Origin of the sequence: Ewingella sp. AOP9-I1-14, assembly GCF_052375995.1 — a bacterium.
In the GTDB taxonomy this organism is placed as follows: Bacteria; Pseudomonadota; Gammaproteobacteria; order Enterobacterales; family Enterobacteriaceae; genus Ewingella; species Ewingella allii.
Genome location: NZ_JBQSVA010000002.1, coordinates 762,945 through 784,980 on the forward strand (window position 1 = coordinate 762,945; position 22,036 = coordinate 784,980).

Below are 22,036 nucleotides of genomic sequence, written 5' to 3' on the forward strand. Positions count from 1 at the left end.
TTCTGCTCTTCAGCACGGACACAGATATAACGCTTTTCTACCCGCATTGAGTAATGACAAGTCGATGATTAAAAAACTGCACATAAAGACCTGGGGCTGCCAGATGAATGAATATGATTCATCTAAAATGGCCGACCTGCTCGAAAGTACACACGGTTATCAGCTGACCGACGTCGCTGAAGAAGCAGATATTCTGTTGCTGAACACCTGTTCTATTCGGGAAAAGGCTCAGGAAAAAGTGTTCAGCCTGCTGGGCCACTGGAAATTACTCAAGAAGAAGAACCCTGACCTCATTATTGGCGTGGGTGGCTGCGTGGCGTCACAAGAGGGCGAAATGCTGCGCCAGCGTGCGCCTTGCGTCGACGTGGTCTTCGGCCCGCAGACCCTGCACCGCCTGCCGGAAATGATTAACCACGTGCGCGGCACCAAAAGCCCTATCGTCGATATCAGCTTCCCTGAAATCGAAAAATTCGACCGCCTGCCAGAGCCGCGTGCCGAAGGCCCAACGGCGTTCGTCTCCATTATGGAAGGCTGCAACAAGTACTGTAGCTTCTGCGTGGTGCCCTACACCCGTGGTGAGGAAGTCAGTCGCCCAAGCGACGACGTACTGTTTGAAATTGCCCAGTTGGCCGCTCAGGGCGTGCGTGAAGTTAATTTGCTCGGGCAGAACGTGAATGCCTATCGCGGCGCGACCTATGATGGCGGCATTTGCAGCTTCGCAGAGTTACTGCGCCTGGTGGCGGCAATCGACGGCATCGACCGCATTCGCTTCACCACCAGCCATCCGGTGGAGTTCACCGACGACATCATCGAAGTGTACAAAGACACGCCAGAGCTGGTGAGCTTCCTGCACCTGCCGATCCAGAGCGGCTCCGACCGCATTCTGACCATGATGAAGCGTCCACACACCGTGCTGGAGTACAAGGCGATTATCCGCAAACTGCGCGCGGTGCGCCCTGATATCCATATGAGTTCCGACTTCATCATTGGCTTCCCCGGCGAAACCAACGACGACTTCGAAAAGACCATGAGGCTGATTGCCGAAGTGAACTACGACGTCAGTTTCAGCTTCATCTACTCCCCTCGCCCGGGGACGCCTGCGGCCGACATGGTCGATGACGTCACTCTGGAAGAGAAAAAGCAGCGCCTGCAAATCCTGCAAGACCGCATCACTCAGCAGGTGGTGCGCTTTAGCCGCGCAACGCTGGGCACGGTGCAGCGTATTCTGGTCGAAGGCACGTCGCGCAAGAGCATTATGGAGCTGACCGGGCGCACCGAATGCAACCGCGTGGTGAACTTCGAAGGCACGCCGGACATGATTGGCAAGTTCGTCGACGTTGAAATCGTTGATGTTTATGCCAACTCGCTGCGCGGCGTCGTGGTGCGTACGGAAGACCAGATGGCGCTGCGCCTGCACGAATCGCCACAGTCGGTCATTGCCCGTACTCGCAAAGAGAATGAGATTGGCGTGAGTCTCTACCAGCCATAATCTGGCAGCCCATAAAGGCTTAGATCCCGCAACAGGACGCTTCGGCGTCCTGTTTGTTTTTACAGTTTTTAGTCGAAAACTCCCCTATCAGAACAGTGATAAGGTTTAATTTTTCGAGACAGGCCGCATATTGTCACTAAGGTGTACGCCATCCCGTGGCTAACAAGGCATATTTTGCCAAGGGCATGTATTATTAACCAAGGTATTGTGAGTTTTATTGGTGTGAGCAACGCCAGCTAAGACGACAAAAGTCAGACACATCAACAGGTCCTTCGTGGCCCAGAGGAAAAGTTTGAACGTTGTAACACAAGAGATTTTGCTAGAGCCCGAAGACAATCAGCGTTTGCTGAGCCTGTGCGGGCCGTTTGATGACAACATCAAACAACTGGAACGTCGGTTGGGCGTCGAAATCAACCGTCGTGATAACGCCTTTAAACTGGTAGGAAAAAGTCTGCCTGTGACCGCCGCGGTCAATATTCTGCGTGATTTATACGTGGATACCGCGCCGCTGCGGGGAGAAACTCAGGATATCGATCCTGAGCAAATCCATCTGGCCATTAAAGAGAGCCGCGTGCTGGAACAGACCGCCGAGAGCGTGCCTGACTATGGCAAAGCGGTGATCATCAAAACCAAGCGCGGCATGGTGAAGCCACGCACGCCAAATCAGGCGCAGTACATCGCCAACATCCTCGACCACGATATCACCTTTGGTATCGGGCCTGCGGGTACGGGTAAGACCTATCTCGCCGTGGCGGCGGCCGTCGATGCCCTTGAGCGTCAGGACGTGCGACGTATCCTGCTGACTCGACCAGCGGTTGAAGCCGGTGAGAAACTGGGCTTCCTGCCGGGCGACCTCAGCCAGAAAGTTGACCCTTATTTGCGCCCGCTGTATGACGCGCTGTTCGAAATGCTCGGCTTTGAGAAAGTGGAAAAGCTGATTGAGCGCAACGTGATTGAAGTCGCCCCGCTGGCCTACATGCGCGGCCGTACGCTCAACGACGCCTTTATCATTTTGGATGAAAGCCAGAACACCTCGATTGAACAGATGAAAATGTTCCTGACGCGCATTGGTTTCAACTCCAAAGCCGTGATCACCGGCGACGTTACCCAGATTGACCTGCCGCGCCACCAGAAGTCTGGCCTGCGCCATGCTATCGAGGTGCTTTCGTCGGTTGATGAACTTAGTTTCAACTTCTTCCATAGCGAAGACGTGGTCCGTCATCCCGTGGTAGCCCGTATCGTGGTAGCCTATGAGGCTTGGGAAGAAGAAGATCAAAAACGTCGCGATGCTATTGCTGAACAACGTCGTCAGGAATCTCATCAGCCGCCGTCACAACAGGTTAATCAATGACTCAGGTTATTCTCGATTTGCAAATCGCATGTGAAAACAGCGAGGGTTTACCCACGGAAAGTGATTTCCAAAAATGGCTGGACGTCGTCCTGCCACAGTTTCAGGAAGAGTCAGAAGTGACCATCCGTTTGGTTGATGAGGCGGAAAGTCACGAGCTGAATATGACTTATCGTGGTAAAGACAAATCGACCAACGTGTTATCCTTCCCGTTCGAGGCTCCGCCGGGTATGGAATTGCCTCTGCTGGGTGATCTGGTCATCTGCCGTCAGGTAGTTGAAAAAGAAGCTCAGGAGCAGCAAAAAGAACTGCTGGCGCATTGGGCGCATATGGTTGTTCACGGCAGTCTGCATCTGCTAGGGTATGACCACATCGTCGATGAAGAAGCCGAAGAAATGGAGTCCATCGAGATAGAAATTATGCAGAGTCTGGGTTATCCAGACCCGTATATTTTCATTGAAGATGACGAGAAAGACGACATTCGAGACTAGCGTTAACGCCTCCCCCATCGCCACAAGCCTTGGGGGACTTCCGTTTCTGTTAGTTATTATTTCCCTTTATATGAGTAAATTTAACCAAACGCCATGAGCGATGACCATTCACAAAATAGTGATAGCCCCAGTCCCAAGAAGGGCTTCTTTTCCCTTATTCTCAGCCAGTTATTTCACGGTGAACCAAAAAACCGTGGCGATCTGGTCGAGCTGATCCGTGATTCCGAACAAAACGACCTGATCGATCCCGATACCCGTGACATGCTGGAAGGCGTGATGGATATCGCCGAGCAGCGCGTTCGTGACATCATGATCCCGCGTTCGCAAATGATCACGCTTAAACGCAACCAGCCGCTGGAAGAGTGTCTTGACGTCATCATTGAGTCAGCGCATTCACGCTTCCCGGTGATCAGCGAAGATAAGGACCACATTGAAGGCATCCTGATGGCCAAGGACCTGTTGCCGTTCATGCGCACAGAATCCGAACCCTTCAGCATTGATAAAGTTTTGAGAACCGCCGTGGTGGTGCCGGAAAGCAAGCGCGTTGACCGCATGCTGAAGGAGTTCCGCTCACAGCGTTACCATATGGCTATCGTGGTCGATGAGTTCGGCGGCGTATCTGGTCTGGTCACTATCGAAGACATCCTCGAGCTTATCGTGGGTGAAATCGATGACGAGTATGACGAAGCGGAAGACTTAGATATCCGCCAGCTCAGCCGCCACACCTATACCGTCCGTGCGCTGGCGCCTATCGAGGACTTCAATGAAGTCTTCCAGACCAACTACAGCGACGATGAAGTCGATACAATTGGTGGCCTGGTGATGCAGTCGTTTGGTCATTTGCCAGCACGTGGCGAAACCATTGAAATTGACGGTTACCTGTTCAAAGTTGCCATGGCCGACAGCCGACGTATTATTCAGGTTCACGTAAAAATACCGGACGACGCGCCGCAACCGATATTGGAAGAATAATTACTCCATGGCAATTGCCTCTTTATACCAACGCCAGCGGGTTCGCATCCTGCTGGCGCTCTTATTCGGTGCCTTTGGCACCCTGGCCTTCTCCCCTTACGATCACTGGCCCGCGGCACTGGTCTCCCTGTTTGGTTTATTCGCGCTAACGCTGGATCGCCGTCCGTCTCAGGCTGCGTGGATAGGCTTCTTCTGGGGGATGGGTCTGTTCGGCAGCGGCGTAAACTGGGTGTATGTCAGCATCGCCACCTTTGGCGGCATGCCGGAAGCCATCAACCTCTTTTTAGTGGTGCTGCTGGCGTGCTACCTGTCGCTCTATACTATGCTGTTCGCCGGCTTGCTGGCGCGACTGTGGCCGAAAACCACCTGGTGGAAGCTGGCTCTGGCCGCCCCTGCCCTGTGGCAAATCACCGAGTTTCTGCGCGGTTGGGTGCTCACCGGCTTCCCATGGCTGCAGTTTGGCTACAGCCAAATTGATGGCCCGCTGAAAGGTCTGGCCCCTATTGCCGGGGTCGACAGCATTACCCTGCTGCTCACCTCCATCAGCGGCCTGCTGGTTTACGCAGTCTATCAGCGCAAAGTTATTGCTGCAGTGGTGGCTTTCGCCTTGCTGCTATTGCCTCTGTCGTTGCGCGGCGTGCATTGGTATCAGCCGCAAGAGCAGAAGAAAGTCGACGTGGCGCTGGTGCAGGGCAACATCCCGCAGTCCATGAAATGGGACCCGAAAGCCTTAGTCAGCGCGCTGCAAACCTATATGGACCTTAGCCGGCCTTATTTGGGTAAAGCGAAGATGATTATCTGGCCGGAATCAGCGATTTCGGACATTGAATCTGACCAGCAGCAGTTCCTGACCATGATGGATGATCTGTACCGTTCGCAAGGCTCCCAGCTGGTGACCGGCATCATTGACGCGCGTCGCACCAGTCAGGATATGCACGTGTATAACAGCGCCATTGTGCTTGGTGGCGATAAGCCTTATCGCTACCCGGACAGCAACCGTTTTGATAAACACCATCTGGTGCCTTTCGGCGAATTTGTTCCGCTGGAGGCCATTCTGCGCCCGTTAGCCCCGTTCTTTGACCTGCCAATGTCCGGTCTGAGCAGCGGCGCCTATGTGCAGAAGCCACTGATGGTTAGCGGGATGAATCTGACCACCGCCATCTGTTATGAAATCGTCTTTGGCGAGCAAGTGCGGGATAACTTCCAGCCTGATACTGATTTCCTGCTGACGATCTCTAATGATGCCTGGTTCGGTCACTCAATCGGTCCGTGGCAGCACTTCCAAATGGCCCGCATGCGCGCCTTGGAATTGGGCCGACCTCTGCTGCGTAGTACCAACAATGGCGTGACCGCGGCGGTAGACGCCAATGGCGATATGATTGCTGAATTACCGCAATTTACTCGTCAGGTGCTGAATGTGGAAGTGACGCCAACCACCGGCATTACGCCATATGCACGCTTTGGCTGGTGGCCGACGTGGATCCTCACGCTGCTGCTGGCGGGCATCTCGCTGTTCTTGAATCAGCGGCATAAACGCCAATAAGCTTCGCAATACCTCCTCTACGGGTGCCAAACGGCGCCCGTTTTTTTTGCCATAAATTCGCCTAATCAATACCCCACTGGCACGTTTATTGCTTTATCTCTATGAAAGCTATGCTTTTACTTATTTTTACTAAGACGGTGCACCATAGTGGAACCAAACGTTTAAAAAACATACTCATACGCGGTGCATGAATGTTTTCTTGCATTGATTTGGTGCGTGTCTCGTCTCAAAAAAGAAACATTGTGGTTTCATTATCTTCACATTCAGCTATTTTCGATGCTGAGTAAGTTCGAATTGGCTATGAGCTTTACGATTCATAAGTGCTTCCTGATCCCTCGGTGTGGATCTTTAACGACAGCAAAGGAGTTGGACAATGCAAATGCGCAAATTGGCGTTATCGGTACTGCTGGCAGGCCTGGCAGCAAGTAGCGTAGCCCATGCAGAAGACCTGAACGGTACCCTGAAGAAAATCAAAGATAACGGCGTTATCGTCGTCGGTCACCGTGAGTCTTCTGTGCCATTTTCTTATTACGACAATAATCAAAAAGTGGTGGGTTACTCTCAGGACTACTCCAACGCTATCGTTGAGGCGGTAAAGAAAAAGCTGAACTTGCCTAATCTGCAAGTCAAATTGATGCCAATCACCTCGCAAAACCGTATTCCTTTGCTGCAAAACGGCACCTACGATTTTGAGTGTGGCTCAACCACTAACAACGTAGAACGCCAGCAACAAGCGGCTTTCTCCGACACTATCTTCATCATCGGCACCCGCCTGCTGGTGAAAAAAGGGTCTGACATTAAAGATTTCGATGACCTGAAAGGCAAAACCGTGGTGGTGACTTCAGGGACTACCTCTGAAATCCTGCTCAACAAGCTGAACGAAGAGAAGAAACTGGGCATGCGCATCATCAGCGCAAAAGACCACGGTGACTCCTTCCGTACGCTGGAAACCGGCCGCGCAGTGGCGTTCATGATGGACGATGCTCTGCTGGCTGGCGAACGTGCTAAAGCTAAAAAGCCTGATGACTGGACCATCGTCGGCACGCCTCAATCCAAAGAAGCTTACGGCTGTATGCTGCGTAAAGATGACGCCGGCTTTAAAACGCTGGTCGATGACACCATCGCTAAAACCCAGACCTCGGGCGAAGCCGCCAAGTGGTTTGATAAATGGTTCAAGCAGCCTATTCCACCAAAGAACCTGAACATGAACTTCGAACTGTCAGACGACATGCAAGCTCTGTTCAAAGCGCCTAACGACAAAGCGCTGTAAGTTTCGTAGTCAGATAATAAGACAGACGGGAAGGCCCCAACGTGATTTACCAATTGCCGCGGGGAAATAAAGGGCTGGCCCACCAGCCTTGTGATGACAGCCTGAAAAGGCAGCAAGACCGGAATGCGGGGTGGTCGTTCCCCACCTCGCATTTTTTGCGTCACTCAGCATGGGATTGGTTCGTCATCACTCAGTAGGGTTGCGTTCGCGCGCATTATGGAGTTTTTATGTCTATAGATTGGAACTGGGGCATTTTTCTGCAACAAGCCCCCTTCGGGAATACCACTTATCTTGGCTGGATTTGGAATGGATTTCAGGTCACCGTCGCACTGTCGCTGTGTGCCTGGGTTATCGCTTTCTTTGTCGGCTCTCTGTTCGGTATTTTGCGTACCGTCCCTAACCGTTTCCTCTCGGGTATCGGTACTTGCTACGTTGAGCTGTTTCGTAACGTCCCCCTGATCGTCCAATTCTTTACCTGGTATCTGGTGGTTCCTGAACTGCTGCCGGAAAGCATTGGCATGTGGTTTAAATCAGAACTTCCGCCAAACGTGCAGTTCTTCTCCTCATCGGTTATCTGCCTCGGGTTGTTCACCGCAGCGCGTGTCTGTGAGCAGGTTCGTGCCGCAATCCAGTCACTGCCTCGCGGCCAGCGTAACGCCGGTTTAGCGATGGGCCTGACCCTGCCGCAAACCTATCGCTACGTGCTGTTGCCGAATGCTTATCGCGTGATTGTTCCGCCAATGACCTCTGAAATGGTCAACCTGGTGAAGAACTCCGCGATCGCCTCCACCATTGGCCTGGTCGACATGGCAGCACAGGCCGGAAAACTGCTGGATTACTCTGCTCACGCCTATGAATCATTTACTGCCATTACTGTTGCCTACGTGCTCATCAATGCAGTGATCATGTTGCTGATGCATTTTGTAGAACGCAAAGTCCGCCTGCCGGGCAACATGGGAGGTAAATAATCATGCATGATTTCGACTGGAGTTCTATTGGCCCTGGCCTGCCCTATTTATGGCAAGGCATGCTGATCACGCTGGAAATCACCGCGATTGCTATCGTCGTGGGTATCCTCTGGGGCACGCTGTTGGCGGTAATGCGCCTATCATCATTCAAGCCCATCAGCTGGTTCGCCACGGCCTATGTGAATATTTTCCGTGCCATTCCATTGGTTATGGTGCTGCTGTGGTTCTATCTGATCGTGCCAAGTTTCCTGCAAAAAGTACTTGGCCTGTCACCAAAAACCGACATTCGTTTAATTTCAGCGATGGTGGCTTTCGCCCTGTTCGAAGCGGCCTATTATTCTGAAATTATTCGTGCCGGGATAATCAGTATTGCTCGCGGCCAATCCTCAGCCGCGCTGGCGCTGGGGATGACTCAATGGCAAGCCATGAAACTGGTTATTCTGCCGCAGGCGTTCCGTGCGATGGTGCCCCTGCTACTGACTCAGGCGATTGTTTTGTTCCAGGACACCTCGCTGGTGTACGTGCTTGGTCTGGCGGACTTCTTCCGCAGCGCCTCTAACATCGGCGACCGTGACGGCACACTCGTCGAAATGGTTCTGTTCGCCGGAGCTATCTATTTTGTTATCAGCCTTTCCGCTTCCTTGCTGGTGCGTTATTTGAAGAAAAGGACAGTTTCATGATTTCACTGAAGAATGTTTCTAAATGGTATGGTCACTTCCAGGTGCTGACCGACTGCAGCACCGAGGTTAAAAAAGGTGAAGTTGTGGTGGTTTGCGGTCCTTCGGGGTCAGGTAAGTCAACGCTTATCAAAACCGTGAACGGGCTTGAGCCAGTGCAGAAAGGTGACATTCTGGTTAACGGCACGCCGGTTAATGACAAGAAAACCAATCTGGCGCAGCTGCGTGCCAAAGTTGGCATGGTGTTCCAGCATTTTGAGCTGTTCCCGCATCTGTCTATCATCGACAACCTGACTCTGGCGCAGGTCAAAGTCTTAAAGCGTGATAAAGCCGCAGCCAAAGACAAAGGCTTGAAACTGCTGGATCGCGTCGGGTTATCGGCTCACGCTAATAAATTCCCCGGCCAGCTTTCTGGCGGCCAGCAGCAGCGCGTGGCTATCGCCCGTGCGCTGTGTATGGACCCAATTGCCATGCTGTTTGATGAACCGACCTCAGCCCTTGACCCAGAAATGATCAACGAAGTGCTGGACGTTATGGTTGAACTGGCGAACGAAGGCATGACCATGATGGTGGTGACCCACGAAATGGGCTTTGCTCGCAAAGTGGCAAACCGCGTGATTTTCATGGATGAAGGCAAAATCGTTGAAGACCGTAATAAAGACGATTTCTTCAACAATCCAGAGTCTGACCGCGCGCGCGACTTCTTAGCGAAGATCCTCCACTAATCAGCTCTGCTTTTCGCTTTTAATAAACCGCCAGCCCAATGCTGGCGGTTTTTGTTTATGTGGTGTTAGCAGACCGAAGATTAAGGCTCAAACGCCTTGCGGGTGAACTCGGTGCCATTGCATTTCGGGCACTTGCTCAGCACTTCCGGGGTATAAACCGCCAGCGTAAAGTGGCAGTTTTCACACACCAGATTGCCCAACCCGACCACTTCACCACTGTGATAAACCCCGTGGTGATTGACGTCTTTGAACACCTCTTTCCATTCAAGTTGGGTTTTGTCGGTCATGTCCGCCAGCTCTTTCCACAGGCTCTCTTTAATGATGCGCATAAAGACGCTATCTTCTTCCGTGTCTTCGACAGTGGCGGCCTGCCTATTTTCCGTATAGCTGCGGGCAAATTCGCGCAAATCGCGACGAACGGAGTAAGTTAATTGCTCAATTTGCAAATCCGTTAGCTTGCCTTCTCTTTGCAACGTTTCGCGAGCATCCTGAACCAAGGCATCCACATCCCTTTCGCCGTTTTGTAGACGCTCGGTTAACGAGCTGACCAACTGGCGATAATACTGTGCGACATTGTTCATAATTTCCCCTAAGTCAAAGCGACGTGAACGAACATTCAGTCATGAGCCATGGGACTTATTTTAGTCGTAAATCACTGATCCGGTACGGACAATATCCCGAGATGTCTCGCACTTTGAGAATATTCCCTCTGCAACATGCAGAAATCCCCATTGACGACGCGCTTGGTGTTGTTGCCTCAGGCGCTTATCAGCTATGCTATGCGGATCTTTTGATTAAAACTATTTGAGCTACAGGCGTAGCTGTTTTCACTCACAGGACCACCGGCCGCCATGCAAGAGCAATACCGCCCAGAAGAAATAGAGTCACACGTTCAGCTTCACTGGCAAGAGAAGCAGACCTTTAAAGTTACCGAGCAGCCTGGTAAAGAGAAGTACTACTGTCTCTCCATGTTGCCATACCCGTCCGGCCGCCTACATATGGGCCACGTACGTAACTACACCATCGGTGACGTGATCTCCCGCTACCAGCGTATGCTGGGTAAAAACGTTCTACAGCCAATCGGCTGGGACGCATTTGGGCTACCGGCGGAAGGCGCTGCGGTAAAAAACAATACTGCACCGGCTCCGTGGACCTACGAAAACATCGAATACATGAAGAACCAGCTTAAACTGCTGGGCTTCGGCTATGATTGGGATCGCGAACTGGCGACCTGCCAGCCTGACTACTACCGTTGGGAACAGTGGTTCTTCACCAAGCTATATGAAAAAGGTTTGGTTTATAAGAAGACTTCTGCCGTTAACTGGTGCCCACATGATCTGACCGTTTTAGCTAACGAACAGGTTATCGACGGCTGCTGCTGGCGCTGTGATACCAAGGTGGAACGCAAAGAAATTCCACAGTGGTTCATTAAAATCACTGCCTATGCCGATCAACTGCTTAACGATTTGGATACGCTGGAAAGCTGGCCTGAGCAGGTCAAAACCATGCAGCGTAACTGGATTGGCCGCTCTGAAGGCGTAGAAATCACCTTCGACGTCGAAAACAGTGAAGAGAAAGTCACCGTGTACACCACGCGCCCTGACACCTTCCTGGGCGCCACCTACGTTGCCGTTGCAGCAGGTCACCCCCTCTCTTTACAAGCTGCGGCAACTCAACCGGCCCTGGCTGATTTCATCGACGAATGCCGTAACACCAAAGTTGCCGAAGCAGAAATGGCGACCATGGAAAAACGCGGCATGGATACCGGCCTGTTTGCTATTCACCCGCTGACGGGCAAGAAAGTGGCAATCTGGGTCGCTAACTTCGTCTTGATGGAATACGGCACCGGCGCAGTAATGGCGGTTCCAGGCCACGACCAGCGTGACTGGGAGTTCGCCACCAAATATAACCTGCCAATCGTTCCGGTCATTCTGAACGCTGACGGCACTGAGCCAGACGTGTCTGCTGCAGCGTTGACCGAAAAAGGCACCCTGTATAATTCTGGAGAATTTGACGGTCTGAGCCACGAAGCGGGCTTCAACGCCATCGCCGATAAGCTGGTTGCTTTAGGCGTGGGCGAGCGCAAAGTGAACTACCGCCTGCGTGACTGGGGTGTTTCACGCCAGCGCTACTGGGGTGCACCAATCCCAATGATCACGCTGGAAGATGGCACAGTGATCCCAACGCCAGAAGACCAACTGCCAGTTATCCTGCCGGAAGACGTGGTCATGGACGGCATCACCAGCCCAATCAAAGCTGACCCAGAGTGGGCAAAAACCACGGTCAACGGCGTGCCTGGCCTGCGTGAAACCGACACCTTCGACACCTTTATGGAGTCTTCCTGGTACTACGCGCGCTACACTTGCCCGCAGTACGACCAAGGCATGTTGGACCCGGCGGCAGCTAACTATTGGCTGCCAGTGGACCAATATGTAGGTGGTATCGAACACGCCATCATGCACCTGATGTACTTCCGCTTCTTCCACAAACTGATGCGCGACGCGGGTCTGGTCAACTCTGACGAACCGGCTAAACGCCTGCTGTGCCAAGGCATGGTGCTGGCTGACGCCTTCTACTACACCGGCAACAGCGGCGAGCGCGTTTGGGTTTCTCCGGTAGATGCTACTGTTGAACGTGACGAGAAAGGCCGCATTGTTAAAGCCACTGACCCAGAAGGTCGCGAGCTGGTTTATGCTGGCATGAGCAAGATGTCCAAGTCTAAGAACAACGGCATCGACCCTCAGGTTATGGTTGAGAAATACGGTGCGGACACCGTTCGTCTGTTCATGATGTTTGCTTCTCCGGCAGAAATGACGCTGGAATGGCAAGAATCTGGCGTGGAAGGGGCAAACCGCTTCCTGAAACGTGTCTGGAAGCTGGCCTTCGAACACACGCAGAAAGGCGCTACCGTGGCTCTTGACGCGGCTTCGCTGACTGAAGCACAGAAAGATTTACGCCGCGACCTGCACAAAACTATCGCCAAAGTGACCGATGATATCGGCCGCCGTCAGACCTTCAACACCGCGATTGCTGCCGTGATGGAGCTGATGAACAAGCTTGGCCGTGCGCCGCAAGAAAGCGATCAAGACCGCGCCCTGCTGCAAGAAGCGCTGCTGGCCGTGGTGCGTATGCTGTATCCATTCACTCCACACGTGTGCTTCAGCCTTTGGCAGACACTGGGCGGTGAGGGCGACGTTGATACTGCACCTTGGCCACAAGCTGATGAGCAGGCTATGGTTGAAGACTCTAAACTGGTGGTTGTGCAGGTTAACGGCAAAGTGCGTGGCAAAATTACCGTTGCTGCGGATGCTACCGAAGAGCAAGTACGCGAGCGTGCTGCACAAGAACATCTGGTCGCTAAATATCTGGATGGCGTGACTGTGCGTAAAGTCATCTACGTTCCAGGCAAACTGCTTAATCTGGTTGTAGGTTGAGTCAAGGAGGGGTTGTGCGACATCGTATACTGATGCTGTTATTAGGTACTGTAGTTCTGGTGACGTCGGGCTGTGGTTTTCATTTACGCGGCACCACTGACGTGCCGGAGGAGATGAAAACTATCACGCTTGAGAGTGGTGACCCGTATGGGCCACTGGCGCGTGATGTCCGTACGCAATTGCGTCTGAATAATGTCACCATTGTGGAAGATTCAAAGCGTAAAGATATTCCATCTCTGCGCCTACAAGGTGAACTTATCTATCAGGCTACCGCCTCCATCTTCCAGGATGGCCGTACTGCCGAGTACCAAATGCAGATGACGGTTAATGCGCAGGTACTGTTGCCTGGGAAGGACCTCTATCCTATCCGTGTGACCGTATTCCGTGCATTCTTCGACAACCCGTTGACCGCGTTGGCGAAAGATAACGAGCAAGACATCATTATCAGCGAAATGCGTACTCAGGCTTCCCAGCAGCTGATCCGTAAACTGTTGACCGTCCATGCTTCGGAAAAAGAGAAGCAGTCCGAGGCAGTGAAAGATGCAACGCCGGTGGTTATCACAACCCAATCTGCAGCAGAAGAAATGAAAAAGCAGGATGCGGAAAATGCAGCAGGTCGCGACATGTTTGCGCCTAAGCCGGTCAGTTCTTCGGCTCCATGATTCGACTCTATCCTGAACAACTTGCCGCGCAGCTCCGAGAGGGGCTGCGCGCTTGTTATTTATTATGTGGAAATGATCCCCTGCTGATCCAGGAAAGTCAGGACAGCATTCGCAAAGCGGCCCAAGCGGCAGCTTTCGAAGAACACTACACGTTTACCCTTGATGCCCATACCGAGTGGGATGCTATCTTCAGCATCTGTCAGGCATTAAGTCTGTTTGCTTCACGGCAAACACTGCTGCTTATCTTGCCAGAGAACGGCCCACCTGCGCCTATGAGTGAGCAGTTAGTCAAACTCACTCAGCTGCTGCACGACGATATTCTGCTGGTGCTGCGCGGCACAAAGCTCACCAAAGCCCAAGAAAACAGCGCCTGGTTTAAAGCCCTGAGCGATCGCGGCGTCTTTGTTAGCTGCCAAACGCCCGAGCAGGCGCAGTTGCCTCGCTGGGTGGCAAAACGCGCTAAAGAGTTATCCCTCGAGCTTGATGAGCCAGCCAACCAGCTGCTCTGCTATTGCTACGAAGGGAATCTGCTGGCGCTGGCCCAGTCTCTTGAGCGCCTCTCCCTGCTCTACCCCGACGGCAAACTGACCCTGCTGCGAGTAGAAGAAGCGGTTTACGACGCCGCGCACTTCACCCCTTTCCATTGGCTGGATGCGCTGTTGGCCGGTAAAAGCAAACGCGCGTGGCACATCCTGCGCCAGCTTCAGCAAGAAGATAGCGAGCCGGTTATCCTGCTACGCACCTTGCAGCGTGAACTGCTGATGCTGCTGACGCTGAAAAGAAAGATGGACACCACGCCGCTGCGCGCCCTGTTCGACCAATATAAAGTGTGGCAAAACCGCCGCACCTTGGTGACGCAGGCCCTGCAAAGACTCTCTTTGCGCCAGCTGCAACAGGCGGTTCACTTGCTGACAAAAATGGAAATCACGTTAAAACAGGACTACGGTCAATCCATCTGGCCTGAACTTGAAAGCCTGTCGATGCTGATCTGCGGCAAGCCGTTGCCAGAGAGCTTTATCGACCTCGGCCAGTGATCAATCAGGAAGCTATATTGATGACCCACGACACCTCATCTCGCGACTCCCTGTTGGCGCTGTTTGGCGGCACCTTTGATCCTATTCATTACGGCCATCTCAAGCCGGTTGAGCAATTGGCGAAAGAAGCCCATCTGGATCGCGTGGTGTTACTTCCCAACAATGTTCCGCCACATCGCCCGCAGCCAGAGGCTTCGCCCCAGCAGCGGCTAAAAATGGTTGGGCTGGCGGTGCAGGGAAATTCGCTGTTTTCGGTCGACGATCGTGAACTGAAAGTGGATACGCCCTCCTACAGCATCGTGACACTTGAAACGTTACGTAAAGAGTATGGCGCTGACCGCCCGCTGGCGTTTATCATCGGCCAGGATTCGCTGCTAACCCTGCATAAATGGCATCGCTGGGAAGATTTACTGGGAGTGTGTCATCTGCTGGTGATGGCAAGACCGGGTTACGCGGAACGTCTGGATACGCCTGAGCTGCAACGTTGGTATGACCAACACCACGTCGAGGATGCGGCAAAACTCAAGCAACGCCCGCACGGATACATTTATCAGGCGAATACCCCACTGCTGGATATTTCGGCGACTGAAATTCGCCAGCGTCGGCACGAGGGGAAAAGTTTCGCCGATTTAGTGCCGGACGCCGTTGAGCGCTATATTGAGTCAAATAGTCTTTACACTAAATGATTTGAGTCACAGTAAGGTGGGTTTATATCACCCGTGGGTAACGCGTGGTATACTGCGCCGCTTAATTTCGGCTTGCGGTATAGCTGTGGCGATAACGAACGTAATCATTTGATTCATCGTGTTTTTTCGGCATTAACTCCGTATTTCGACGTACACTCTTTTTTGAAAGCCCTCTCCTGCACGCAGCGTTTGCGCTCATGCAGCAGAAGGTTTTCATCAAGCTAACCCGTTTCAACATCCCCAGGGGGAACCTTTGCAAGGTAAAGCGCTCCAAGATTTTGTTATCGATAAAGTCGATGACCTGAAAGCACAAGACATCATTGCCATTGATGTTATCGGTAAATCCAGCATTACTGACTGCATGATCATCTGTACCGGCACTTCCAGCCGTCACGTGATGTCTATTGCAGGGCATCTGGTAGAAGAAGTGAAAGCCGCTGGCTTAGACGCCATGGGCGTTAAAGGCATCAATGAGGCGGATTGGGTTGTTGTCGACCTGGGTGAAGTGATTGTTCACGTCATGCAGGAAGAGAGCCGCCAGCTGTATGAGCTTGAGAAACTCTGGGCTTAATTCGTGAAACTGCAACTCGTCGCTGTCGGAACCAAAATGCCCGACTGGGTTCAGACCGGTTTTAACGATTATCTCAGCCGTTTCCCTAAAGATATGCCTTTTGAACTGGTCGAAGTCCCGGCTGGGAAACGGGGCAAAAATGCCGATATCAAACGCATTCTTGAAAAAGAAGGCGAGCAGATGCTGGCTGCGGTCGGGAAAGGCAACAGGATTGTGACGCTGGATATTCCAGGTACGCCCTGGGAAACCCCAACGCTTGCCCAACAACTGGAGCGCTGGAAGCAGGATGGCCGCAACGTCAGCCTGTTGATTGGCGGCCCTGAAGGACTAGCACCTGCGTGTAAAGCCGCAGCCGAGCAGAGCTGGTCGCTCTCTCCGCTGACCCTGCCCCATCCGTTAGTTCGGGTGTTGGTGGCGGAAAGCCTTTATCGTGCATGGAGTATCACCACAAATCATCCATACCACCGGGAATAATCGGTTGGTGAATGTCAGCAACATGAATTAAGTAGTGGGATGAAAATAGATCGTAACCCTTTTCGCGACTATACGGCTGAATCAGCCCTCTTTGTGCGCCGTGCACTGGTGGCGTTCACAGGTATTCTGCTACTCAGCGGTGTGCTGGCATTCAATCTGTACAACTTACAGATTGTTCGCTTTCAGGATTACCAAACCCGCTCCAACGATAACCGCATCAAACTGGTCCCAATAGCGCCGAGCCGTGGCATCATTTATGACCGCAACGGCACACCTCTGGCGCTGAACCGCACCATTTACCAGCTCGAACTGGTTCCGGAAAAAGTCGACAATCTCGCCGCCATCCTCGAAGGCCTGAAGCCTATTGTCGATTTGACTCCCGAAGATATTGAAAACTTTCAAAAAGAGCGCAAACGTTCGCGCCGCTTCACTTCTATTCCCGTAAAAACCGCCCTGACCGAAGTCCAGGTGGCGCGCTTTGCTGTTAACCAATTCAATTTCCCCGGCGTTGAAGTCAAAGGCTATCAGCGCCGCTATTACCCTTACGGCTCAGCCCTCACCCACGTGATTGGCTATGTCTCGAAGATCAACGACCGTGACGTAGAGCGTCTGGATAAAGACGGCATTTTGGCTAACTACGCCGCGACGCACGACATTGGCAAGCTGGGCATCGAGCGTTATTACGAAGACACGCTGCATGGCAAAACGGGCTATGAAGAAGTCGAAGTAAACAACCGCGGGCGGGTTATTCGCCAGCTGCACGAAGAGCCGCCGCAGGCTGGTAAAGACATCTACCTGACCATAGATCTCGCCCTGCAAACCTATATTGAAGAGTTGCTGACCGGCAGCCGTTCCGCCGTGGTGGTGTCCGACCCGCGCGACGGCAGCATCCGCGCACTGGTTTCCAACCCGAGCTATGACCCCAACCTGTTCGTCGACGGTATCTCGAGCAAGGACTACAGCGGCCTGTTGAATGACCCGAACAAGCCGCTGATAAACCGCGCGACGCAGGGGGTTTACCCTCCGGCGTCGACGGTGAAACCTTATATTGCCGTCTCGGCGCTGACCGCCGGCGTGATCACCAAGGCGACCTCGCTGTTTGACCCAGGCTGGTGGCAGCTTCCAGGCTCTGACAAACGCTATCGCGACTGGAAACACTGGGGCCACGGCCGCCTAAACGTCACTAAATCGCTGGAAGAGTCGGCGGATACCTTCTTCTACCAAGTGGCTTACGACATGGGCATAGACCGCCTGTCGGAGTGGATGGGCAAATTCGGCTATGGCCAGTATTCCGGTATCGACTTGTCCGAAGAGCGCAACGGCAACATGCCGAGCCGGGACTGGAAATTCAAACGCTTTAAAAAACCTTGGTATCAGGGTGACACCATTCCGGTCGGCATCGGCCAAGGCTACTGGACGGCAACGCCAATCCAGATAATGAAAGCCATGACCACGCTCATCAATGACGGCACGGTGAAAACGCCGCACTTGCTGCTAAGCACCAAAGTCGACGGCAAGCTGGTTCCCTACCAGCAGCAGGAAACCACGCAGATTGGTGATGTGCATTCAGGCTATTGGGAAATCGCCAAAGACGGGATGTACGGCGTGGCTAACCGCCCTAACGGCACCGCGCGTAAGAGCTTCGCCGACGCGCCTTATAAAGCCGCCGCCAAATCCGGTACAGCACAAGTTTACGGTTTGAAAGCCAATGAAATCTATAATGCGAATAAGATATCCGAACATCTTCGCGACCATAAATTAATGACCGCCTTTGCGCCATTCAATAACCCGACGGTAGCCGTCGCGGTGATCCTTGAAAACGGTGGCGCCGGTCCGGCCGTGGGTACCATTACCCGCCAGATACTCGACCATATTTTGTTGGGCGATAATACGACACAATTACCGGCTGAAGCGCCAGCTCCGCCGGGAATCGAAGGTGATTAACCGAACATGACTGAAAACCAACAAAAAGGGTCGCTGTGGTCGAAAATGCATATCGACCTCACACTGCTGCTGATTGTGCTTGCCCTGCTGGCCTATAGCGCCTTCGTGATGTGGAGCGCCAGCGGCCAGGATATCGGCATGATGGAGCGCAAAATTGGTCAGATTGTGATGGGGCTTATCATCATGCTGGTCATGGCGCAGATCCCGCCACGCGTCTATGAAAGCTGGGCACCCTATCTCTATATTGTCTGCGTGCTGTTGCTGGTGCTGGTGGATGCCTTCGGCACCATCAGTAAAGGGGCGCAGCGCTGGCTGGATCTCGGGGTGGTTCGCTTCCAGCCGTCTGAATTGGCGAAAATCGCCGTGCCGCTGATGGTGGCGCGCTTTATCAACCGCGACGTCTGCCCGCCATCATTGAAGAATACCGCCATCGCGCTGGCGTTGATTTTCATTCCCACCCTACTGGTTGCCGCGCAGCCCGACCTCGGGACGTCTATTCTTATCGCCGCCTCTGGCCTGTTTGTCCTGTTCTTATCGGGCATGAGTTGGAAGCTTATCGCCGTCGCCGCCCTGCTGGTTGCCGCCTTCATCCCGATTCTGTGGTTCTTCCTGATGCATGATTACCAGCGCGACCGCGTGATGATGCTGCTCGATCCCGAGAGCGACCCACTGGGTGCGGGCTACCACATCATTCAGTCGAAAATCGCTATTGGTTCTGGCGGCCTTTCCGGCAAAGGCTGGCTGCACGGCACCCAGTCACAGCTCGAATTCCTGCCCGAACGCCATACCGACTTTATCTTTGCCGTATTGGCCGAAGAGCTAGGACTGGTGGGGGTTTTGGTGCTGCTCGCGCTCTATCTATGCTTGATTATGCGTGGGCTGGTGATTGCGGCTCGCGCGCAAACCACATTTGGACGAGTGATGTCCGGTGGGCTGATGTTAATTTTATTCGTTTATGTGTTCGTTAACATCGGCATGGTCAGTGGTATTGTCCCAGTGGTTGGGGTACCTTTGCCACTGGTCAGCTATGGTGGCTCAGCGCTCATCGTGCTGATGGCAGGGTTTGGTATCGTCATGTCGATACATACTCATCGAAAAATGTTATCAAAAAACTTATAAGAGGTGGGCGATGCGTAAGCAGTGGCTTGGAGCCGTCATTATCGGGTTGTTATTGAGCGCCTGTAGTACCGAAGACACACAGCAACAACAACCGGCCCCACCGCAGACCTATAACGGTCCCGTGGTTGAAATCGGCGGCGCTGATCCGCGTTACGAACCTTATAATCCGGGCACCAGTCAGGATTATTCAGTCAATGGCAAAACCTACAAAATTGTCAAAGACCCGTCTAACTTCTCTCAGGTCGGCTTAGCCTCTTGGTATGGGCAAGAAAACGGCAGCAACACCACGGCTATTGGCGAAGAGTTTGACCCGAACGCCCTGACCGCCGCGCACCCTACTTTGCCGATCCCAAGCTATGTTCGCGTGACCAACGTCGCCAACGGCCGCATGTTGGTGGTTCGCGTTAACGACCGTGGCCCTTATACGCCGGGCCGCATTATTGATTTATCCCAGGCCGCCGCCGAGCGTCTGAACCTGACTAACAGCACCAAAGTCAGAATCGACTTCATCAATGTTGCTCCAGACGGCACGCTGTCTGGCCCAGGCACCATTGGTACTACCGTCGCCAAACAGTCTTATGCTCTGCCAGCGCGCCCGGAATTGGGTGCTAGCGGTATCGGTACGCCGGTGCAAAGTGCGCCGACTGACACAGGTGCGGCAGTTCGCCCCATTGATAACAGCACCCTGACCAACGCCGAAGATAATGATACCGTCGCCACTACCGGCGCGGCGGGGAATGGCGGCAACGGCGGTGGTGGCTTCCTGCAATCACCAAAACCTGTGCCACAGGGTATTTTGGAACATGATGATCCAGCCCCCGTCGCTTCTCCAAGCCCTGCTCCGGCAATGGCCGCAGTAGCTGCGCCTGCCGCCGTGGCAGCCGCATCGGCTCCTCGTGCGACATCATCAAACCACACGGCGGGCGGCAACTACATGGTGCAGGTCGGCGCGCTGAGCAATCCGCAAAACGCCGCGCTATGGCAAAAAAGCCTGAGCCAGAAGTTCTCCGTGCCGGGCAAAGTTCAACCTAATGGCAGTATGTACCGTGTACAGCTGGGTCCGATGAGCCGCCAGCAGGCAGAACAGCTTAAACAACGTCTGGCTAGCGAAGCCCAGCAGCAGTCGTTTGTTGTCTCAGCCCTGTGATGCGCTAAATCATCGCGAGACGAGATGCATTTCCTTAACGGGGCTACGGCCCCGTTTTTTCCACCAATGTGAAATTGGTAAAAAAGGGTAAACACTTTCAAGCCGCTGTAATCGCAGATGTCTGAATATGTCGCTTCTGCTATAGTGTGGCACGTTTTTAACTTACTTCTACGGATGTTGCTGTCCCTATCATGAAACTTGTAACTACCCCACTTCTCGTCAAAAGCTTGGCTTTTGGCACAGCTCTGAGCCTTTGTGCAGCGTCCGCCTATGCCGACGATGTTAATTTAAAGACGATGATCCCCGGCGTCCCGCAAATTGATGCTGAAGCCTATATCCTGATCGATTACAACTCAGGCAAAGTGCTGGCTGAAATGAATGCTGACGCACGCCGTGACCCAGCCAGCTTGACCAAAATGATGACCAGTTATGTTATCGGTCAATCCATCAAAGCGGGCAAAATCACGCCAAACGATATGGTTACCGTGGGTCAGGACGCGTGGGCGACCGGCAACCCGGTATTCAAAGGCTCCTCCCTGATGTTCCTCAAGCCGGGCGATCGCGTCGCGGTTTCTGAGCTGAACCGTGGCATCATTTTGCAATCCGGCAACGATGCCTGTGTGGCGATGGCCGACTACGTTGCGGGCAGCCAAGACGCATTTGTTGGCTTGATGAACAACTACGTGAACGCGCTGGGTCTGAAAAACACCCACTTTGGCACGGTTCACGGTCTGGACGCCGCAGGGCAGTTCAGCTCGGCGCGCGACATGGCGCTGATCGGTCAGGCGCTTATCCGTGACGTGCCGGAAGAGTACGCGACCTACAAAGAGAAAGAGTTCACCTTCAACAACATCCGCCAGACCAACCGTAATGGCCTGTTGTGGGACACCAGCCTGAACGTTGACGGTATCAAAACCGGTCACACTGAGTCCGCGGGCTACAACCTGGTGGCTTCAGCAACTGAAGGCCAGATGCGCCTGATCTCCGCCGTGATGGGGGGTCACACCTATAAAGGCCGTGAAGTTGAAAGTAAAAAACTGCTGACCTGGGGCTTCCGTTTCTTCGAAACCGTCTCTCCACTGAAAGCCGGTAAAGAATTTGCCTCTGAGCCAGTCTGGTTTGGCGACACCGACCGCGTCGCGCTGGGCGTTGATAAAGACGCTTTCCTGACCATTCCACGCGGCCGTATGAAAGATTTGAAAGCCAGCTACGTGTTGACCAACCCTGAGCTGCACGCACCATTGCAGAAAAATCAGGTAGTTGGCTCTATCAACTTCCAGCTTGATGGTAAAACCATTGACGAGCGCCCTCTGGTGGTGCTGAATGAAGTCAAAGAAGGGGGCTTCTTCGGCCGCATCGTGGATTATATCAAACTGATGTTCCACCACTGGTTCGGCTAAGCGCGGGCTTGAAAAGCCGCCTTTACCCCCCACATAGTTAATATTACTATTGTGATATTGATCACACTCCCGCTTCGGCGGG

Annotated in this window: 20 protein-coding genes; 19 read left to right on the top strand and 1 reads right to left on the bottom strand. The window is 53.2% G+C overall.

What is annotated here, in order from left to right; all coding sequences use genetic code 11:
* The first annotated feature begins 64 nt into the window (after nucleotides 1–64).
* The 9 genes from miaB (at nucleotide 65) to ACT3RT_RS08770 (ending at nucleotide 9,483) form a co-directional block, all read left to right on the top strand.
* The gene (gene miaB, locus ACT3RT_RS08730) at nucleotides 65–1,489 is read left to right on the top strand and encodes a tRNA (N6-isopentenyl adenosine(37)-C2)-methylthiotransferase MiaB (protein WP_496202819.1); all 1,425 of its coding nucleotides are present in this window, start codon (nucleotides 65–67) and stop codon (nucleotides 1,487–1,489) included.
* A 274-nt stretch (nucleotides 1,490–1,763) separates the two neighbouring features.
* The gene (locus ACT3RT_RS08735) at nucleotides 1,764–2,840 is read left to right on the top strand and encodes a PhoH family protein (RefSeq protein ID WP_353501341.1); all 1,077 of its coding nucleotides are present in this window, start codon (nucleotides 1,764–1,766) and stop codon (nucleotides 2,838–2,840) included.
* Complete coding sequence (gene ybeY, locus ACT3RT_RS08740; RefSeq protein WP_396130196.1) at nucleotides 2,837–3,328, top strand: rRNA maturation RNase YbeY; 492 nt, start codon at nucleotides 2,837–2,839, stop codon at nucleotides 3,326–3,328. The genes ACT3RT_RS08735 and ybeY overlap by 4 nt, the downstream gene beginning before the upstream one ends.
* A gap of 93 nt (nucleotides 3,329–3,421) precedes the next feature.
* Nucleotides 3,422–4,300: a CNNM family magnesium/cobalt transport protein CorC gene (gene corC / locus ACT3RT_RS08745; protein ID WP_353501339.1), complete on the top strand. Its 879-nt coding sequence runs from the start codon at nucleotides 3,422–3,424 to the stop codon at nucleotides 4,298–4,300.
* A gap of 7 nt (nucleotides 4,301–4,307) precedes the next feature.
* Complete coding sequence (gene lnt / locus ACT3RT_RS08750) at nucleotides 4,308–5,843, top strand: apolipoprotein N-acyltransferase (RefSeq protein WP_496202820.1); 1,536 nt, start codon at nucleotides 4,308–4,310, stop codon at nucleotides 5,841–5,843.
* A gap of 373 nt (nucleotides 5,844–6,216) precedes the next feature.
* Nucleotides 6,217–7,113: an amino acid ABC transporter substrate-binding protein gene (locus tag ACT3RT_RS08755; protein WP_353501337.1), complete on the top strand. Its 897-nt coding sequence runs from the start codon at nucleotides 6,217–6,219 to the stop codon at nucleotides 7,111–7,113.
* A gap of 227 nt (nucleotides 7,114–7,340) precedes the next feature.
* Nucleotides 7,341–8,081, top strand: a complete 741-nt coding sequence (locus ACT3RT_RS08760; protein ID WP_353501336.1) for an amino acid ABC transporter permease — start codon at nucleotides 7,341–7,343, stop codon at nucleotides 8,079–8,081.
* 2 nt (nucleotides 8,082–8,083) lie between these two features.
* Complete coding sequence (gene gltK, locus ACT3RT_RS08765) at nucleotides 8,084–8,761, top strand: glutamate/aspartate ABC transporter permease GltK (protein ID WP_353501335.1); 678 nt, start codon at nucleotides 8,084–8,086, stop codon at nucleotides 8,759–8,761.
* Complete coding sequence (locus ACT3RT_RS08770; RefSeq protein ID WP_353501334.1) at nucleotides 8,758–9,483, top strand: amino acid ABC transporter ATP-binding protein; 726 nt, start codon at nucleotides 8,758–8,760, stop codon at nucleotides 9,481–9,483. Before gltK ends, ACT3RT_RS08770 begins: the two co-directional genes overlap by 4 nt.
* 80 nt (nucleotides 9,484–9,563) lie before the next feature.
* Here the strand turns inward: ACT3RT_RS08770 and ACT3RT_RS08775 are convergent, their stop codons facing one another.
* Nucleotides 9,564–10,067 (bottom strand): zinc ribbon-containing protein, encoded by a 504-nt coding sequence (locus ACT3RT_RS08775; RefSeq protein WP_236942800.1) that lies wholly within the window; start codon nucleotides 10,065–10,067, stop codon nucleotides 9,564–9,566.
* 267 nt (nucleotides 10,068–10,334) lie between these two features.
* Between ACT3RT_RS08775 and leuS the strand changes: the two genes are divergently transcribed.
* The 10 genes from leuS to dacA all read left to right on the top strand — a co-directional run bounded on the left by leuS (nucleotide 10,335) and on the right by dacA (nucleotide 21,954).
* Nucleotides 10,335–12,917: a leucine--tRNA ligase gene (gene leuS / locus ACT3RT_RS08780; RefSeq protein ID WP_486032141.1), complete on the top strand. Its 2,583-nt coding sequence runs from the start codon at nucleotides 10,335–10,337 to the stop codon at nucleotides 12,915–12,917.
* 14 nt (nucleotides 12,918–12,931) lie between these two features.
* Nucleotides 12,932–13,579, top strand: a complete 648-nt coding sequence (lptE, locus tag ACT3RT_RS08785) for an LPS assembly lipoprotein LptE (protein ID WP_496202821.1) — start codon at nucleotides 12,932–12,934, stop codon at nucleotides 13,577–13,579.
* Nucleotides 13,576–14,613, top strand: a complete 1,038-nt coding sequence (holA, locus tag ACT3RT_RS08790; RefSeq protein ID WP_396130191.1) for a DNA polymerase III subunit delta — start codon at nucleotides 13,576–13,578, stop codon at nucleotides 14,611–14,613. The genes lptE and holA overlap by 4 nt, the downstream gene beginning before the upstream one ends.
* A gap of 20 nt (nucleotides 14,614–14,633) precedes the next feature.
* The gene (nadD, locus tag ACT3RT_RS08795; protein ID WP_353501330.1) at nucleotides 14,634–15,299 is read left to right on the top strand and encodes a nicotinate-nucleotide adenylyltransferase; all 666 of its coding nucleotides are present in this window, start codon (nucleotides 14,634–14,636) and stop codon (nucleotides 15,297–15,299) included.
* 253 nt (nucleotides 15,300–15,552) lie between these two features.
* Nucleotides 15,553–15,870, top strand: coding sequence for a ribosome silencing factor (rsfS, locus tag ACT3RT_RS08800; RefSeq protein WP_100937776.1), 318 nt, complete (start codon nucleotides 15,553–15,555; stop codon nucleotides 15,868–15,870).
* 3 nt (nucleotides 15,871–15,873) lie between these two features.
* Entirely contained in the window at nucleotides 15,874–16,344 is a 471-nt protein-coding gene (rlmH, locus tag ACT3RT_RS08805) for a 23S rRNA (pseudouridine(1915)-N(3))-methyltransferase RlmH (RefSeq protein WP_485901603.1), read from the top strand.
* 39 nt (nucleotides 16,345–16,383) lie between these two features.
* Nucleotides 16,384–18,288 (top strand): peptidoglycan DD-transpeptidase MrdA, encoded by a 1,905-nt coding sequence (gene mrdA / locus ACT3RT_RS08810; protein WP_353501329.1) that lies wholly within the window; start codon nucleotides 16,384–16,386, stop codon nucleotides 18,286–18,288.
* A 6-nt stretch (nucleotides 18,289–18,294) separates the two neighbouring features.
* On the top strand, nucleotides 18,295–19,407 hold the full coding sequence (mrdB, locus tag ACT3RT_RS08815; RefSeq protein ID WP_034788358.1) for a peptidoglycan glycosyltransferase MrdB: 1,113 nt from the start codon (nucleotides 18,295–18,297) through the stop codon (nucleotides 19,405–19,407).
* Nucleotides 19,408–19,417: 10 nt separating this feature from the next.
* Nucleotides 19,418–20,554, top strand: a complete 1,137-nt coding sequence (gene rlpA / locus ACT3RT_RS08820; protein ID WP_496202822.1) for an endolytic peptidoglycan transglycosylase RlpA — start codon at nucleotides 19,418–19,420, stop codon at nucleotides 20,552–20,554.
* Between the two features lie 191 nt (nucleotides 20,555–20,745).
* Nucleotides 20,746–21,954 (top strand): D-alanyl-D-alanine carboxypeptidase DacA, encoded by a 1,209-nt coding sequence (gene dacA / locus ACT3RT_RS08825; protein ID WP_496202823.1) that lies wholly within the window; start codon nucleotides 20,746–20,748, stop codon nucleotides 21,952–21,954.
* Nucleotides 21,955–22,036: the final 82 nt, after the last annotated feature.

What these genes read in the sequence shown, in the direction of transcription:
- lnt (WP_496202820.1), top strand. Translation starts at nt 4,308, where the DNA reads ATGGCAATTGCCTCTTTATACCAACGCCAGCGGGTTCGCATCCTGCTG.
- ybeY (WP_396130196.1), top strand. Translation starts at nt 2,837, where the DNA reads ATGACTCAGGTTATTCTCGATTTGCAAATCGCATGTGAAAACAGCGAG.
- mrdA (WP_353501329.1), top strand. Translation starts at nt 16,384, where the DNA reads ATGAAAATAGATCGTAACCCTTTTCGCGACTATACGGCTGAATCAGCC.
- rlpA (WP_496202822.1), top strand. Translation starts at nt 19,418, where the DNA reads ATGCGTAAGCAGTGGCTTGGAGCCGTCATTATCGGGTTGTTATTGAGC.
- mrdB (WP_034788358.1), top strand. Translation starts at nt 18,295, where the DNA reads ATGACTGAAAACCAACAAAAAGGGTCGCTGTGGTCGAAAATGCATATC.
- holA (WP_396130191.1), top strand. Translation starts at nt 13,576, where the DNA reads ATGATTCGACTCTATCCTGAACAACTTGCCGCGCAGCTCCGAGAGGGG.
- gltK (WP_353501335.1), top strand. Translation starts at nt 8,084, where the DNA reads ATGCATGATTTCGACTGGAGTTCTATTGGCCCTGGCCTGCCCTATTTA.
- leuS (WP_486032141.1), top strand. Translation starts at nt 10,335, where the DNA reads ATGCAAGAGCAATACCGCCCAGAAGAAATAGAGTCACACGTTCAGCTT.
- nadD (WP_353501330.1), top strand. Translation starts at nt 14,634, where the DNA reads ATGACCCACGACACCTCATCTCGCGACTCCCTGTTGGCGCTGTTTGGC.
- ACT3RT_RS08770 (WP_353501334.1), top strand. Translation starts at nt 8,758, where the DNA reads ATGATTTCACTGAAGAATGTTTCTAAATGGTATGGTCACTTCCAGGTG.
- dacA (WP_496202823.1), top strand. Translation starts at nt 20,746, where the DNA reads ATGAAACTTGTAACTACCCCACTTCTCGTCAAAAGCTTGGCTTTTGGC.
- corC (WP_353501339.1), top strand. Translation starts at nt 3,422, where the DNA reads ATGAGCGATGACCATTCACAAAATAGTGATAGCCCCAGTCCCAAGAAG.
- miaB (WP_496202819.1), top strand. Translation starts at nt 65, where the DNA reads ATGATTAAAAAACTGCACATAAAGACCTGGGGCTGCCAGATGAATGAA.
- ACT3RT_RS08755 (WP_353501337.1), top strand. Translation starts at nt 6,217, where the DNA reads ATGCAAATGCGCAAATTGGCGTTATCGGTACTGCTGGCAGGCCTGGCA.
- ACT3RT_RS08760 (WP_353501336.1), top strand. Translation starts at nt 7,341, where the DNA reads ATGTCTATAGATTGGAACTGGGGCATTTTTCTGCAACAAGCCCCCTTC.